Origin of the sequence: Mangrovivirga cuniculi (genome assembly GCF_005166025.1) — a bacterium.
Classification (GTDB): domain Bacteria; phylum Bacteroidota; class Bacteroidia; order Cytophagales; family Cyclobacteriaceae; genus Mangrovivirga; species Mangrovivirga cuniculi.
The window spans coordinates 2950027-2964105 of sequence record NZ_CP028923.1 but is presented as its reverse complement, the minus strand read 5'-3'; the positions used below and the strand labels follow the sequence as shown (position 1 = coordinate 2964105).

Annotated in this window: 13 protein-coding genes and 2 pseudogenes; 13 read left to right on the top strand and 2 right to left on the bottom strand. The window is 34.6% G+C overall.

Going from position 1 to position 14079, the window contains the following annotated elements; translation table 11 throughout:
* Positions 1-169 precede the first annotated feature (169 nt).
* A pseudogene (locus DCC35_RS12940) lies at positions 170-1482 on the bottom strand (NAD-dependent succinate-semialdehyde dehydrogenase).
* 209 nt (positions 1483-1691) lie between these two features.
* Entirely contained in the window at positions 1692-2447 is a 756-nt protein-coding gene (locus DCC35_RS12935) for an MSMEG_1061 family FMN-dependent PPOX-type flavoprotein (protein WP_217495837.1), read from the bottom strand.
* A 192-nt stretch (positions 2448-2639) separates the two neighbouring features.
* Between DCC35_RS12935 and DCC35_RS12930 the strand changes: the two genes are divergently transcribed.
* The 13 genes and pseudogenes from DCC35_RS12930 to DCC35_RS20965 all read left to right on the top strand — a co-directional run bounded on the left by DCC35_RS12930 (position 2640) and on the right by DCC35_RS20965 (position 13978).
* A complete protein-coding gene (locus DCC35_RS12930) occupies positions 2640-3242 on the top strand; it encodes a Crp/Fnr family transcriptional regulator (RefSeq protein WP_137091200.1) in 603 nt (200 codons plus the stop codon).
* A 53-nt stretch (positions 3243-3295) separates the two neighbouring features.
* The gene (locus tag DCC35_RS12925) at positions 3296-3949 is read left to right on the top strand and encodes a hypothetical protein (RefSeq protein WP_137091199.1); all 654 of its coding nucleotides are present in this window, start codon (positions 3296-3298) and stop codon (positions 3947-3949) included.
* A 12-nt stretch (positions 3950-3961) separates the two neighbouring features.
* Positions 3962-4414 carry a DoxX family protein gene (locus DCC35_RS12920; protein ID WP_246070012.1) on the top strand — a complete coding sequence of 151 codons (453 nt, stop codon included), beginning with the start codon at positions 3962-3964 and terminating at the stop codon, positions 4412-4414.
* A gap of 6 nt (positions 4415-4420) precedes the next feature.
* Positions 4421-4969, top strand: a complete 549-nt coding sequence (locus tag DCC35_RS12915; protein ID WP_137091197.1) for an NADPH-dependent FMN reductase — start codon at positions 4421-4423, stop codon at positions 4967-4969.
* 10 nt (positions 4970-4979) lie between these two features.
* Positions 4980-5798 carry a pirin family protein gene (locus tag DCC35_RS12910; protein ID WP_137091196.1) on the top strand — a complete coding sequence of 273 codons (819 nt, stop codon included), beginning with the start codon at positions 4980-4982 and terminating at the stop codon, positions 5796-5798.
* A gap of 73 nt (positions 5799-5871) precedes the next feature.
* A complete protein-coding gene (locus DCC35_RS12905; RefSeq protein WP_137091195.1) occupies positions 5872-6264 on the top strand; it encodes a DoxX family membrane protein in 393 nt (130 codons plus the stop codon).
* A gap of 207 nt (positions 6265-6471) precedes the next feature.
* A complete protein-coding gene (locus DCC35_RS12900; protein ID WP_137091194.1) occupies positions 6472-6813 on the top strand; it encodes a 5-carboxymethyl-2-hydroxymuconate Delta-isomerase in 342 nt (113 codons plus the stop codon).
* Positions 6814-6832: 19 nt separating this feature from the next.
* Positions 6833-7519: a DUF4386 domain-containing protein gene (locus DCC35_RS12895; protein WP_137091193.1), complete on the top strand. Its 687-nt coding sequence runs from the start codon at positions 6833-6835 to the stop codon at positions 7517-7519.
* 322 nt (positions 7520-7841) lie between these two features.
* Positions 7842-8084 (top strand): annotated as a pseudogene (locus DCC35_RS22090) (DUF4386 family protein); the annotation flags it as partial.
* 122 nt (positions 8085-8206) lie between these two features.
* Positions 8207-9079, top strand: coding sequence for an ABC transporter ATP-binding protein (locus DCC35_RS12885; RefSeq protein ID WP_137091191.1), 873 nt, complete (start codon positions 8207-8209; stop codon positions 9077-9079).
* 2 nt (positions 9080-9081) lie between these two features.
* On the top strand, positions 9082-12261 hold the full coding sequence (locus DCC35_RS12880) for a M1 family aminopeptidase (protein ID WP_217495836.1): 3180 nt from the start codon (positions 9082-9084) through the stop codon (positions 12259-12261).
* Between the two features lie 15 nt (positions 12262-12276).
* A complete protein-coding gene (locus tag DCC35_RS12875; RefSeq protein ID WP_137091190.1) occupies positions 12277-13368 on the top strand; it encodes an alpha/beta hydrolase family protein in 1092 nt (363 codons plus the stop codon).
* Positions 13369-13642: 274 nt separating this feature from the next.
* The gene (locus DCC35_RS20965) at positions 13643-13978 is read left to right on the top strand and encodes a Crp/Fnr family transcriptional regulator (protein WP_217495835.1); all 336 of its coding nucleotides are present in this window, start codon (positions 13643-13645) and stop codon (positions 13976-13978) included.
* The last annotated feature ends 101 nt before the right edge of the window (positions 13979-14079 follow it).

Below are 14079 nucleotides of genomic sequence, written 5' to 3'. Positions count from 1 at the left end.
GTATAAATATAGTTTATTAATTGAACTATTGAAGGGGAATTTCAAAAAGATCAAAGAGGGAAATTTTCAAAGATTTCATTTATTAGATTTTTTTAAAACGAAATCTCTGAAAACCATCCATCACCTTTGATTTTATTATTGAATAAATCAGTATATACGAATCATTTTTTTACAAACTCATAATCGCTTTTGAATTCACAAATTCTTTGACACCGAAACCTCCGTGTTCACGTCCATAGCCTGAGTTTTTCACTCCCCCAAATGGCATATTAGGCTGTGCTAATCCAAAAGAATTGATAAATACCATTCCGGTATCGAAATGCTCTTTTGCTAATTTGAAAGCTTTTTCTCATCTTTAGAAAAGATTCCGCCACCAAGGCCAAAACGGCTGTCATTTGCTATTCGTATTGCATCCTCATCATCTTTTGCATGAATTAATGAGGCTACCGGGCCAAATAATTCATCTTCATAAGCAGGCTGACCGGGTTTTACATTTCCCAATACTGTAGCAGGATAATAAAAGCCCTTTTGGTCAGGGATCTCTCCACCACAAAGTATTTTTGCCCCATTTTTTACACTGTTTTGAACTTGTTCGTGTAATTCATCACGTAAATCCTCTCGAGCCATTGGACCAAGGTCATTTTCATCGTCTGTTGGGTCACCATATTTCAGGTTTTTCATTTTTTCTACAAATCCATTTTTAAACTGTTCATAGAGTTTATCCACCACAATGAATCGTTTGGCTGCGACACAGGTTTCTCCATTATTAAACACCCTTCCCATTACGCAATGCTTGATCGCTACATCTACATCCGCATCTTCCAGTACGATATACGCATCATTTGAACCGAGCTCTAGTACTGTTTTCTTTAAATTTTCTCCGGATATTTTACCGATATGTGTTCCTGCATCAGGACTTCCTGTAAGGGTTACCCCTCTAACCAAATCATGTTCAATCACGGCATCTGATTGATCATGATCGATTAATAATACCGTAAAAAGATTTTCTGGTAATCCTCCCTTTTTAAAGATTTCTGAGAGTAATAATGCTGATCCTGTTACGGAACTCGCATGCTTTAGAAGTATTCCATTTCCAGCCATGAGGTTGGCGATAGTATATCGTATTACCTGGTACACCGGAAAATTCCAGGGCTGGATTCCGTAAACAACTCCAATTGGTGAATAAGAGATCAAGCCATGGCCTCCATCTGGCAATTTCCGCTCGTCATCTTTGAGTTGATCCGGGCCATTCTCAGCTGTATAATCGCAAATACCAACGCAAAGCTCAACTTCAGAATTCCCCTGTCTCTTTAATTTGCCCATTTCCTGAACCATTATTTCAACAAGCTCTTCCTTGTTGTCATTAAGGCTTTTACCGATGGATTTAATGATTTTAGCTCGGTCTTCAGGAGATACAAACTTCCAATCCAAAAAAGCTTTATGACAAGCTTCGATGGCCTGGTTAACCTCTTCTTTTTTCATCAAATTGTAATCCTTCAACTTTTCGCCAGTTGCAGGATTTACAGTGGTGATTACATCCTTTTCTTTTGTTTTGTTGCTCATGATAACAACAGCCATGAGCGAGACATGTTTAACTATTTCGGGAATTTATTGTAATTATTTTATTTGATAGTCAATTTATATAGAACTATTCATCCTTTAATCTCATTAATCTTGTACAAGTGTAAGAATTATAAATCTTTTCGATATCGATTAATCATGTCTTGTCTTGACTCAGCTGGGGATTCACTTTTTAATTGATCCTTTAGCATTTTTCCCATTGAAGGGAATTCCTCCGGATTAATTTGGGCGGATATATCCCATAATTTTGAACGCATGAGGGCTTTTGCACAATGAAGTAATAATTCTTCTATCTCTACCACAATACATGTTTTAGGGGTCTTTGATTCGGTATTAAATTTATTTAGTATGGTTGGTGAAATTGTAATCGATGCCTTACCATTAACCCTTAGGGTCTCATCTATTCCGGGTATCAAAAATAATAATCCTATTCTATTAGTTTCTGTGATATTTACCAGGCTGTCTAATCGATTATTCCCTTTATAATCCGGAATCAGAAGATTGTTGTTTGAAATTTTAACGAATCCCGGTTCGCCACCCCTGGGAGAAGCATCTAATTTTCCTGATTTACTGCAAGTGGATATAATGGCGAAAGGCGACTTGGATATGAAATTTATAGAATGCTTGTCAAGTGATGCAATATCCTTGATACTGGCTCTGCCACTTGGAAAGCCATAGATATCTCTAAGTTGTGATTCGTTATCGATTGTCATATCACTTTTTAATTTAAATAAAGGTTTATAACTGTTCCTGGAATTTCTCCATTTTATTCCATACATCCCAATAAGCTTGGTGAGCTTCATCCGTTTCGCTTTTTTCCAATTGAAGGGAATTCCTCCGGATCCATTTGGGCGGATATATTCCATAATTTTGAACGAACGAGGGCTTTTGCATAAAAAAGGAATAATTCTTCTATCTCCAAAACGATACATGTTTTAGGGGGCTTTTTTTATCACATCTCCAAAAGCCTTTACTTCCGGGTAAATAAAGAAAATAGTTCCTCTATGTAATTCTAATCCATATTGGGATTTATTCTATTATGTAGTTATTTTTATTTAATGAAAATTCATGACTCCAAATCTGCTTATGATTTAATTTTTAAGAACGTTAGTCGCTTTATAGACCTAACTGATGAAGAAAAAGAACTCTATAAATCTCTTTTAAAATCAGGGAGTGCCAAGCGAAAGGAATTCGTTTTGAGACCTGGTAAGATTACGAGGTATGAATATTTTGTAACCAAAGGGTGTCTAAAAGTATATTCTATCGACCGAAATGGCGCTGAACATGTGTCAATGTTTGCAATTGAAGATTTCTGGACCGGAGATATGGCAAGTTTTATGCTTCAACAACCTTCAACCTACTTTATCAAAGCATTGGAAGATTCAGAGTTTTTAATGATATCAAAAGAAAATTATGAGCGCCTTTTCGAGGAAATACCAAAGTTCGAGCGCTTTTACAGAAACATATATCAAAGATCATTGACTAATTATATTAGAAGAGCTAATCAGGGTATTTCATTAACGGCAGAGGAACGCTATGAAATTTTCCTAACTAAATACCCTCATATAGCTAATCGCATCACTCAAAAAGATCTTGCTGCTTATCTCGGTATTACTCCGGAATTTTTAAGTATGATTCGTAGCAAGATGAGCAAACAGTAGTTTTCTTAAACTAGATTAATTTTTTTCGATACAGAAGATCGTTCTTTTGTATTATGAAAAAGTTAACCACCCTAATAACCGTTATTTTTATAGTCCTTTGCTATGAGAGTAAAGCCCAGATTACCCAGCTGGAGTTAGCCTCAGGATTTAAGAAAACAGACTTTACATCTTTCTCTTTAAGGCCTCTTACTCAAGACTCGGACTTTAGTGTTGGGACGCTGGCCTTCTTTCAGAAGTATCATGAGGAAGAAAACCAAATGTTTGATGAAGCAGGTGTACAATCTACGCTTTATCTGAAAATAAATAAAGCTATTTTGGTTGGGCCAGGGTTGTATTATAACAGTGTATCAGGCTTCTCAGAAAGGCTATCTATTTTCTATGCGATCAGAGCACCACATTTTATATTAACTATAATTCCTACAGTCGCTCATGCTGAGAAGACCGGGTTGATTAATGGTGAGATGTTTTTACAAATGCAATTGACTCAACCATTAAATACTGAATGGAAACTTCTGCTTAGCGCACAAATGCTCTCTAATTGGGAAAAGTTCTCTAATCACACCAGGAGCTTTCAACAAATAAGAGCCGGATTTGAGAAACAGACTACACAATTTGGGCTGGCTATAGACTTTGACCAGTATGGTGATTCTCCTATAACAAAAACATCACTAGGCGTATTCATTCGAAAAATATTTCTAAATAATTAAAAAATGAATGATATGATGATTAACAAAATTCTAAACACTGAAAGTAATTGGGGAGCACTAATCGCTCGCCTTACGCTAGGAATCATTCTATTTCCTCATGGAGCTCAAAAGATGTTGGGCTGGTTCGGAGGATATGGCTATTTGGGTACGATGGATGCTTTTACAAATCAAATGGATCTGCCATGGATAGTTGCATTTGCTGTAATCATGATAGAGTTCTTTGGATCAATTTTCTTAATCCTTGGATTTGCAAGCAGATTATGGTCTTTGGCTATTACAGGTCTATTTACAGGAATAATTTTCACAACGCACTTAGAGCATGGATTCTTTATGAACTGGTTTGGAAATCAAGCAGGTGAAGGATATGAATATGCTCTGTTGGTTATTGGACTCTCTGTATCAGTCTTGCTCAGTGGAGGTGGAAAGTATGCAGTAGATTCTCAATTAAGTAAACAATTAAAATAGATTGTCATGAAAAAGATTATAACACTAGGTGCAAGTAGTAGTAAAAAATCAATTAATAAGACGCTTGCCATTCATGCGGCAAGTAAATTAGTTGATGCTGAAATTACTGTGATCAACCTAAACGAATATGTATTTCCATTGTATAGTGTCGATTCAGAAGAGGAGTATGGTATACCGGAAGGAGCCCATAAATTTAATGAGCTGATAAATACTGCGGATGGATTAGTGATATCCCTGGCTGAGCACAACGGCACTTATACTGCAGTTTTTAAAAACCTTATCGACTGGCTGTCCAGAATTGATATAAAAGTATGGAAGGGAAAGCCTATGCTGTTAATGGCAACTTCCCCAGGTGGACGTGGAGGCGAGAGCGTGCTTAATGCAGCCAAATCTTATTTTCCATTTATGGATGGCAACATTGTGGCTGACTTTTCACTTCCCTCATTTTATGATAATTTCTCAAATTATGGAATTACTAACATTGAATTAGCCTCCAGGCTAGATGAACAAATTGCCCTCTTTGAGAAATCATTTAAAATGGTGAAAACTGCTTAATGATATTAAAATGAAAAGGGCAATTGAATATCGAACAAAAGGTAAGGGTCATCATGGTATGATAACCAATCTGGTTGGTCCATCCGGGATAGGTCAGGATATTAAGCCATTTATATTTCTGGACTATATACATGGAGTTCCCTCTCAAGGCGCAGGCTTTGGGTGGCACCCACATTCCGGTATTGCAACTTTCACCTATTACATCGAAGGAGGTAGTGATCTTGAGGAAAGCACCGGAAACAAAGTGTCATTTAGAGCAGGGGATATTGAGTACCTGCAAGCCGGTTCCGGGGCATGGCATAAGGGGATTCTATTAAAGGATCAACCAACTATTGGATTCCAGCTTTGGATTTGTCTTCCACCGGAACTTGAAACTGCTGATGCAAAGAGTATTTATCTTACTACAGACCATATAATTGGCAATGATCGTTTTAAAGTTCTTTTGGGAGAACATGAAGGGTTGAAGAGTAAAATTGAATCTCCTAATGATATGAATTACCTGGATGTGAATCTGGGGCCAAATGAGAAATGGACCTATACACCACCTGAATCACATGATGTTTTATGGATGGTAGTTTATGAGGGAAAGTTGAGTGGCGACCTCCTTGCTTCGGTTGGAGAATTAATTGTGTTTCAAGAAGGTAGTCAACCTGTAGAATTTTCTTCAGAACACAGTGCAAGCTTTTTATTGGGATCTGCGAAGAAGTTTGAATACGATTTGGTGATTGGAAGAGGCTCCATACATACCTCTAAATATACTTTGCTGACTAGTCAGATTAAGATCAATAAGACATATGCTGAGCTAGTGAAGAAGGGTGTATTTGAATAATATGGCATACTCCAATGGTATGCTTATTCTCATTATGATGGGAAATGATTAGAAATCAATTAATTATAATAAAATGAAAAAGAAAGTAGAAACTATCGTGAGGGTGATTCTCGGACTCATCCTACTAATTTTCGGACTGGACAAATTTTTTGAATTTGTACCTCATGGTCATGTTATGACCGAAGAATTGATAACTGCTTACCATGGCTTATTGGCTAATAAATTTATTATGCCTTCTGTAGGAGTTGTGGAATTTATTTCAGGAATTTTACTGATATCAGGACGATATGTAATAGTGGCGTTAGTTGCAATGATTCCAGTAGTGTTTGGTATTCTTGGGTTTCACCTGTCGGTGGATCTACCCGGAATCTTACCTGGTTTGGGAGTTGCGTTGATGCATATTTATTTGATTGCCACAAGACGTGAGGTTATTGTTGATTTTATTAAACAAACTGACAGTATATAGCATAGTGCAGGTAAAGTAAGATGCACCCATTTCATTATGTGCTTTATATAGCCTTTCAATTTTAAAGTTATTTAGAATTTATATTTAAACAGTTATATAACTTATAATCATAGGTTGATCAGACTAAATTTCTTTCGCTGAGTTACTCAATAGAAAAACAAAAGAAAAAGTCCAATAGCTGTATTCTCAAATCAAAACAAAAAACAAATGCCACATTTTATAATTGATTGTTCAGAAAATGTATTGAACCAGGAATCTCCGGAAATAATTATGCAAAAAGTATACGATACTGCCGTTGCATCAAATCTTTTTGCGAAAGGGGATATTAAGATAAGAATTAACCAATTTAAATATTATAACATTGGAGATTCGGATAGCTTCATCCATGTATTTGGTAACATAATGGAAGGTAGAAGTGATGAACAAAAACTTAAAATCTCTAAAGCTATTGTCTTAGCACTTAAAACCATGCTACCCAAGGTGCCTATTATTTCAATGAATATCAGAGACTTTGAAAAGGCTAATTATTGTAATCGAACAATGGTTTAAAAACATTCTAAAGAAAATTATGGAAATAGAAGAAAAAAATCTCGCCAGATTAACAGGTCTGTTTTATTTACTGGTTATAATATGTGCCGGTTTTAGCCAGGGATATGTAAGAGGTACTTTAGTTATTGCAGATGATGCACATGCAACAGCACAAAATATCATGAATAATGTTGGTCTTTTTCGACTTGGACTCACATCTGATCTTTTGGCTTTTATATTTGACACAGTCATTTCTGTTCTTCTCTATCAGCTATTAAAACCTGCGGGAAAGACGCTTGCATTAATTTCAAGTGCTTTTAGGCTTATTGCTCATCCTGCTATTGCAAGTTTAAATCTGCTCAATCATTACCTTGCTTTAGAGGTTATTTCGGTAGAAAATTATTCGTTATTGTTTGATGGCAAGCAAGAAACTTTCATGATGTTATTTCTGGATGCGCATAACTATGGGTATTTACTGGCCGGAGCATTCTTTGGTGTACACTGTATTTTACTTGGAATACTAATTTATCGCTCGGTGAGTTTCCCAAGTATTCTTGGAGGTTTTCTTATGGGTAGTGGACTTGGCTATCTGATGGAATCTTTTGGCAACTTTTCTTTTCCCGGAAATGAAATATGGCTCGCTTTAGTAGTAGGTATTTCTGCAGCCCTTGGTGAATTGATGCTTACATTCTATCTAATCTTTAAAGGAATTAAAATCGGTAAATAAAATCATTTTGAATAGAATTGAAATCTATTTATTCATTCATATCCGTTTGTTGTTCTTATTCTATTTAAAATATACCGTATAATATTACAGTTCTTCTGATTATATAGTTGTTGGGGAGGAAGTTATTGATAGAATTATTTATGCTACCAATAATAAGCTAAGAAAACTATTGATTAATCTTCATGATTCTATTGAAATTGCTATTGAATAGATTGATTATAATCTCAATATAGGGAGTTTAAATTTATTAAATCACTAAATGGAGCTTAAAGTACTGGAAAATGGTAGCTTTTCAAATTAATTTAGAACACCTCAAGTTCAGGACAGGAGTATCTATTTTATGGAAGCTCACCATTATGGTTATCTCATTGCAGGAGCCTCTTTTGGGATACAATGTCAATTACTTGGGATACACATTTACAAAATCAATGTATTTCCTAAAGTCTTGGGTGGTCTTTTACTAGATGCTGCTGCAGGTTATCTGGGAATTTTATTGTCCCGGGTTATGAAGGTAACACTGCCTTTATCGTTGGTGTTGCTGCAGCACTTGGTGAAGTCGGATTAACGCTCTAAATGCTTCTAAAAGTAACTACTACATCCTATAAAACTTTGAAACAGTTACCAAGTTGAAAACAAATCTAATTGCACAACTACTCATTGCAATAGTAATATTTAAAACTTAAAATCATGAACATTTTAAAAATTAATAATCTAGAGCTTACCTATAAAAATGGTCATCAGGCCATACAGAATATGTCGTTAGAGGTTAAGAACGGAATGTTTGGATTATTAGGGCCTAATGGTGCCGGAAAATCGTCTTTAATGAAAACTATTGTAGGTTTACAGAAACCATCTTCCGGGACTATAGAATTTAATGATGTAGATATTGTTGAGCATACGGACTATATTAAAAAGAATCTAGGGTTTTTACCACAAGATTTTGGGGTGTACCCAAAAGTAAATGCTTATGATTTATTAAATCATATAGCCAATTTAAAAGGTATTAATTACAAATCTGAACGTCAAAAACAGATTCAATATTTATTAGAAAAAGTCAACCTTTTGGACTTCAGAGATAAAGAGGTACATAAGTTTTCGGGTGGCATGAAACAGCGCTTTGGTGTTGCCCAAGCTTTACTGGGAAACCCAAAAATCATCATTGTAGATGAACCAACAGCAGGATTGGATCCAGAAGAACGTAATCGTTTTAATACGCTTCTCAGTGATATTAGTAAAGAAGTTGTTGTGATTTTATCTACTCATTTGGTTGAAGACGTGAAAAACCTGTGTTCTGAAATGACTATAATGAATAAAGGTCAAATTCTTAAAACTGGAAAACCCAAAGAATTAATCAAAGAATTAGAAGGTAAAGTGTGGTCAAAATTTATTGAAAATGATGAGTTGGAAATGTATCAATCAAGTCTGAAAGTTATTAGTCAACAACTTATGGAGCGTCAACTTCAAATTACAGTTTTTGCAGCTACCCAACCTGAGGGGTTTTCACAAGTTGATCCAATACTAGAGCACGTCTACTTTAATGTGCTTTCTCAAAACAAATAATTATGAATGCTGTACTTCAATTTCAATTAAAGCATAGTGGTAACCGTTATATTTTAAGTTTATCAGGTATAATATTACTTTTTATTGGCTGGTTTTGTGGTTATAAATTTAACCTAACTGCTGGTGAAGGTATTTATCTTAATTCTCCATACACCATAGGGTTCATGATGGCTTTGTTAAGTCTATCCATGATATTTTTGGCTATTTTATTCGCCTTAGAGATTTTGTTCGAAGAGTGGGATACAAAATTTGATATCATGTTATTCTCATATCCAATTTCACTTAAACACTATTTGATAGGGAAGTTCGCTGGATTCACATTGAAAACATTTTTGAGCTTTTTAATTTTAATCATAGGTTTTGTCATGGGTCAAAACTTACGTACCGGAAGCGAAATGCAGTTAGGATTTAGTTTTTGGTCGTATCTCTATCCCTTTTTGATTTTTGGTGTTATTAACTGCTTTTTCGTTTGTAGCGTTTTATTTATGGTTGCCTATACGACCCGTAAGAAGTTATTGGTGGTTATTGGAGGTTTACTTCTATATGTACTTTACATGGTTTTATTGGTGTTTTCTAATTCACCATTCATGGCTGGAAGCATTCCGCAATCTATAGAAGTGCAACAAATATCATCATTATTGGATCCTTTTGGCGCATCAGCTTATTTCTTTGAAGCTAAAGACTACAGTGTTACTGAAAAAAATCAGTTTATCGTTTCGTTTAAAGGGTTTTGGGCTATCAATCGTATCGTTTATGTGTTATTGTCGATACTATTTTTGGTTATTTCTTATCGTTTTTATGCCTTCAATAAGAAGACAAGTAAAAAGGAATTGCAGCGCAAACAACGGAAAATTAAAGCGGTAATACCAAGATTGGTAATGGTTAAAACACCTACTCTTAATTTTGGGTTTAAGTCAGAGTTTAATTCAGTTATTTCCTTTGCAAGGGTTGACTTAATTTACCTTTTTAAAACTGTAACTATAATGGCTGTTTCCATGCTAATGATATTTTTTGTTGGTATGGAAATGTATTCTGATATAGATAAAGGTATACGTTTACCAGATAATTATGCCAGTTCAGGGCTTTTGGCGACTTCCATTTCTCAGAGCTTTTACTTATTAGGCGCAATTGTGTTGGTGTATTTTATTAATGATATGTACTGGAGAAGTAGTACCGCCAATTTTTATCTCATTGAAGACAGTGTTTTTTTTTCAAAAGCAAAGCTGAAAGGCCACATAATGTCATTGGCTGTGTTATTAGTATTTTTAACTGTATTGCTTATAGTACTAGCATTAGTGTTTCAAATCGGTTATGGCTATAAACAAATTGATTGGTTGGCTTATATTGGCTTTGTCATATTCAATACGATTCCGCTTTTTCTTTTTGGTACATTGTTACTTCTTATTAATAGTATCATCAATAACAAATATGTAGCCTTAGGGATTTCAATATTAGCAGTAGTCGTTTTTACAACACCATTAATAAAGATGTTGTTGTCCTATCCATTATTACACGTGTTCTCTGGATTCAACGGAGTGTATAGTGATCTAAATGGTTATGGGGCATACCTATCAGCCTTTTCAAATAGGTTGCTTTTTGGTATTGGTCTTTTAGGTCTATTTTGGACTTTTAATTCGTATTTGATATCAAAACAATGGACCAAAGTAAAATCTGTTGTTGTCCTTGTTTTTTTGGGGTTAGGTGTCTTTGGGGGCTTTAATTTTATGAGTGGCTATGCACCAAATAATGAGGATGCAGAACTAATTAAAGCAGTTCATTATGAAAAGAATTACCGTCATTATCAAACTATAGCACAGCCTACGATTGTAGATGTGGATACAAAAATAGACTTGTATCCTTCTGAAAATTCGTATAAGATTAAAGGGAAATATAGAATTCAAAATCTATCAGATGAGCCAATATATAAGATTTTGTTCAATTTTCATTCTGACTTAGAATTTGTGGATGCAATACTCAGGATACACAATAATGAAATTTCAATAGATCGGATTGTGTCAGAGATTAAACTGAATAAACCTTTAATGTCAAGTGATAAAGCAACTCTAGAGTTTAATTTATCATATAAATGGTATGCAGTAAATGGGCATCAATCTTTTAATGCCATCGTTGAAAATGGATCGTTTATGAGAATTAGTAATTACTATCCTTCGTTAGGGTACCAACCGTATAATGAGGTAGAGGACAAGCAAAAACGTGAAGCATACGGACTTGGGGATCCAACACCCTTAAAGACACTTGAAGCACCAGGGGTTTTTAAAAATGATTTTATCAATTTAGATATGGTGGTTTCTACGGAAAGTACTCAAACACCAATGGGAATTGGTGATTTAGTTAAGACTTGGACTGAAAACGATAGGACATATACACAATATAAAGCTGATAGTATTCCATTTCGATTTGCGGTAGCATCTTCAAAGTATCAAAAAAAATCCATAACACATAGAGGCATCAATATTGAAGTTTTATACGATGAAAAGCATCCAGAAAATGTAGATCGACTACTAAAAAATGCCAAATTGAGTTTAGATTATTGTACCGATAATTTTGGAGCTTACCCATTTGAAAAGATAAGCTTTGTTGAGGTCTCATCTTTTACAAGTGGATTTGCGGCTACGGCATATCCAGCCACTATTTTTATGACCGAAAACATGATTTTTCACACCAATATAGATAGTGACCCAAGTAAAGATGTAATAAATGAATTGGCAGGCCATGAATTGGCTCATATTTGGTGGGGAAATAGCCAAATAAATCCAGATGAAAGGGAAGGAGCTTCAATGCTCACAGAGACTTTGGCTATGTATACCGAGATGATGATTTACAAAAAGCTCTATGGGAAAGAAACCATGAGGCAACGAGTTCAGATTCACAAACAAATTTATGATAATGAAAAAGGACTTTACGGAGATCCACCTTTATATAAAGTACCTTATGGCGCTACTCATATAGCATACTCCAAAGGTGCGATTGCAATGGTAGAATTATCTGAATTAATCGGTGAGGATAAAGTAAATGAAGCATTAAAACGTTTTTTAGAGCATAACAAATATCCAAAAAAGCCAACGTCTTTAGACTTACTTGAAGAATTTTACAGAGTGCTACCAAATGATTATTTGAAGCAAGAAGTTGATCAATTGTTTATAGGTATCGATACGAAATGATTATAATACATCAAAATGAAAACACGAATTTATTTACACGTTTTAATACTGTTTTTAATTGTGACTTTTATTTGTCACTCAAGTGAAAACGCAATTAATGAAGATTCAAGATCTATTGATTTAGTTATAAAATTAGAAAATGTATCCATTGGAGGTACACTTATAATGCCATCAAATCTTAAGACAAATTCTTTAGTCATCATGAGTTCAGGAAGTGGGCCGCAAGATAGAGATGAAACTTTAGAAGGGTTTAAGATTTTTAAAGTCATAGCTGAGCATTTGGCGTCAAAAGGTATTGCTTCGTTTCGATATGATGATAGAGGGGTAGGTGTAAGTACAGGTGACTTTGTAAATAGTACTTTAGATAATCACTCTAAGGATTTAGAAGGCATTATGGATTATTTCAAAACCAAAAATAAACATTCTTTTAAAAGTTTTATTTTGTTTGGTCATAGTCAAGGCGGAATCTTGGCTGGAAAAGTTGCTGTTGAAAATGCATCCGTAAAAAAGCTAATTTTAATGGCTGCACCAGCAGTACCTTTAGTAGAGGTGGTTTTGTATCAAGTCAGACAAGACTATAATCAGACTAATATTTCCAATTCATTGATTGAAGCCGATGTATCCGCTCATAACAAATTAATGTGGGCTATTGAAGATGGTAAGGCCATTAAAGAAGCCAATCAGTTATTCCTTCAAACCACTGAAACTATTCTATATGAAATAAATTCAGAAACCAAGGTGGATTCCTCAGCTATAAAAGAACAGGCTATTGCAAAAGCAGAAACCTATAAAATGATTTATGGCTTACCATCGTTAACTTCTTATCTCTATTATGATCCGGCAAGTGATTTGGAAAAACTAAGCATTCCTGTTTTAAGTCTTTTCGGTGGTTTGGATTATCAAGTACCCATCCACCAGAATAAAGATGTATTGGAAAATGCCCTTCTTAAATCGGGAGCACCTTATAAATTCATAACCTTTGATAAGGCCAATCATTATTTTCAAGAAGCCAGAACAGGTAAGCGTGAGGAATATGCCATACTTGAAAAGAATTTTGTCCCTGATTTCTTGAAAAAGATATCTGATTGGATTCTAGAGTATAAATAATTTCCAGTTGTTTTTTAGTTTTAATATATCTATGTTTTGATATATCCTTCCTGAATTTAGGCAAGCTTTTACGTTTTAAGTGCTTAAGAAAAGGCACAAAGCTTTTTCGTGGTTATGCTCTAATGCTTAATTTTAAGGAAATTAAATATACATTGGAATATTCGCATCAACTCATTATTGATAATATCATCAACTTTATCGATTTAACCGAGATTGAAAAACAGAAATACTTTCCCTTCTTACAAAAGTTATCGTTAAAAGGAAAGCATTTTTGATGCAAGCTAGAGACATTACTAATTACGAATACTTTATAACAAAGGGTTGCCTTAAAGTATATACCTTGAATGAAAACGACGCACCTCATATCTCTATGTTTTCAGTTGAGGATTATTGGACAGGAGATTTATCTAGTTTTATGACCAAAGAGCCTTCATGTTACTTTATTAAAGCTACCGAGGATTCAGAATTACTTGGAATTTCAAGAACAAATTATGAATTACTTTTCCAGGAGATATCAAAATTCGAACGATTTTATTGCATACTTTACCAGAGATTGCTCATAAGTTACATAAGACGTTCTAACCACGGTATATCCTTACCGGCCGAATAGCGGTACATAAAGTTTAAAAAGAAATATCCTCACATTGTCAATAGAATTACCCTAAAAGATTTAGCTGCTTATATTGGTATTACGCCAGAGTTTATGAGCAA

What these genes read in the sequence shown, in the direction of transcription:
- DCC35_RS20965 (WP_217495835.1), top strand. Translation starts at nt 13,643, where the DNA reads ATGCAAGCTAGAGACATTACTAATTACGAATACTTTATAACAAAGGGT.
- DCC35_RS12935 (WP_217495837.1), bottom strand. Translation starts at nt 2,447, where the DNA reads ATGGAATATATCCGCCCAAATGGATCCGGAGGAATTCCCTTCAATTGG.
- DCC35_RS12875 (WP_137091190.1), top strand. Translation starts at nt 12,277, where the DNA reads ATGAAAACACGAATTTATTTACACGTTTTAATACTGTTTTTAATTGTG.
- DCC35_RS12885 (WP_137091191.1), top strand. Translation starts at nt 8,207, where the DNA reads ATGAACATTTTAAAAATTAATAATCTAGAGCTTACCTATAAAAATGGT.
- DCC35_RS12925 (WP_137091199.1), top strand. Translation starts at nt 3,296, where the DNA reads ATGAAAAAGTTAACCACCCTAATAACCGTTATTTTTATAGTCCTTTGC.
- DCC35_RS12905 (WP_137091195.1), top strand. Translation starts at nt 5,872, where the DNA reads ATGAAAAAGAAAGTAGAAACTATCGTGAGGGTGATTCTCGGACTCATC.
- DCC35_RS12930 (WP_137091200.1), top strand. Translation starts at nt 2,640, where the DNA reads ATGAAAATTCATGACTCCAAATCTGCTTATGATTTAATTTTTAAGAAC.
- DCC35_RS12910 (WP_137091196.1), top strand. Translation starts at nt 4,980, where the DNA reads ATGAAAAGGGCAATTGAATATCGAACAAAAGGTAAGGGTCATCATGGT.
- DCC35_RS12915 (WP_137091197.1), top strand. Translation starts at nt 4,421, where the DNA reads ATGAAAAAGATTATAACACTAGGTGCAAGTAGTAGTAAAAAATCAATT.
- DCC35_RS12895 (WP_137091193.1), top strand. Translation starts at nt 6,833, where the DNA reads ATGGAAATAGAAGAAAAAAATCTCGCCAGATTAACAGGTCTGTTTTAT.
- DCC35_RS12920 (WP_246070012.1), top strand. Translation starts at nt 3,962, where the DNA reads ATGATGATTAACAAAATTCTAAACACTGAAAGTAATTGGGGAGCACTA.
- DCC35_RS12880 (WP_217495836.1), top strand. Translation starts at nt 9,082, where the DNA reads ATGAATGCTGTACTTCAATTTCAATTAAAGCATAGTGGTAACCGTTAT.
- DCC35_RS12900 (WP_137091194.1), top strand. Translation starts at nt 6,472, where the DNA reads ATGCCACATTTTATAATTGATTGTTCAGAAAATGTATTGAACCAGGAA.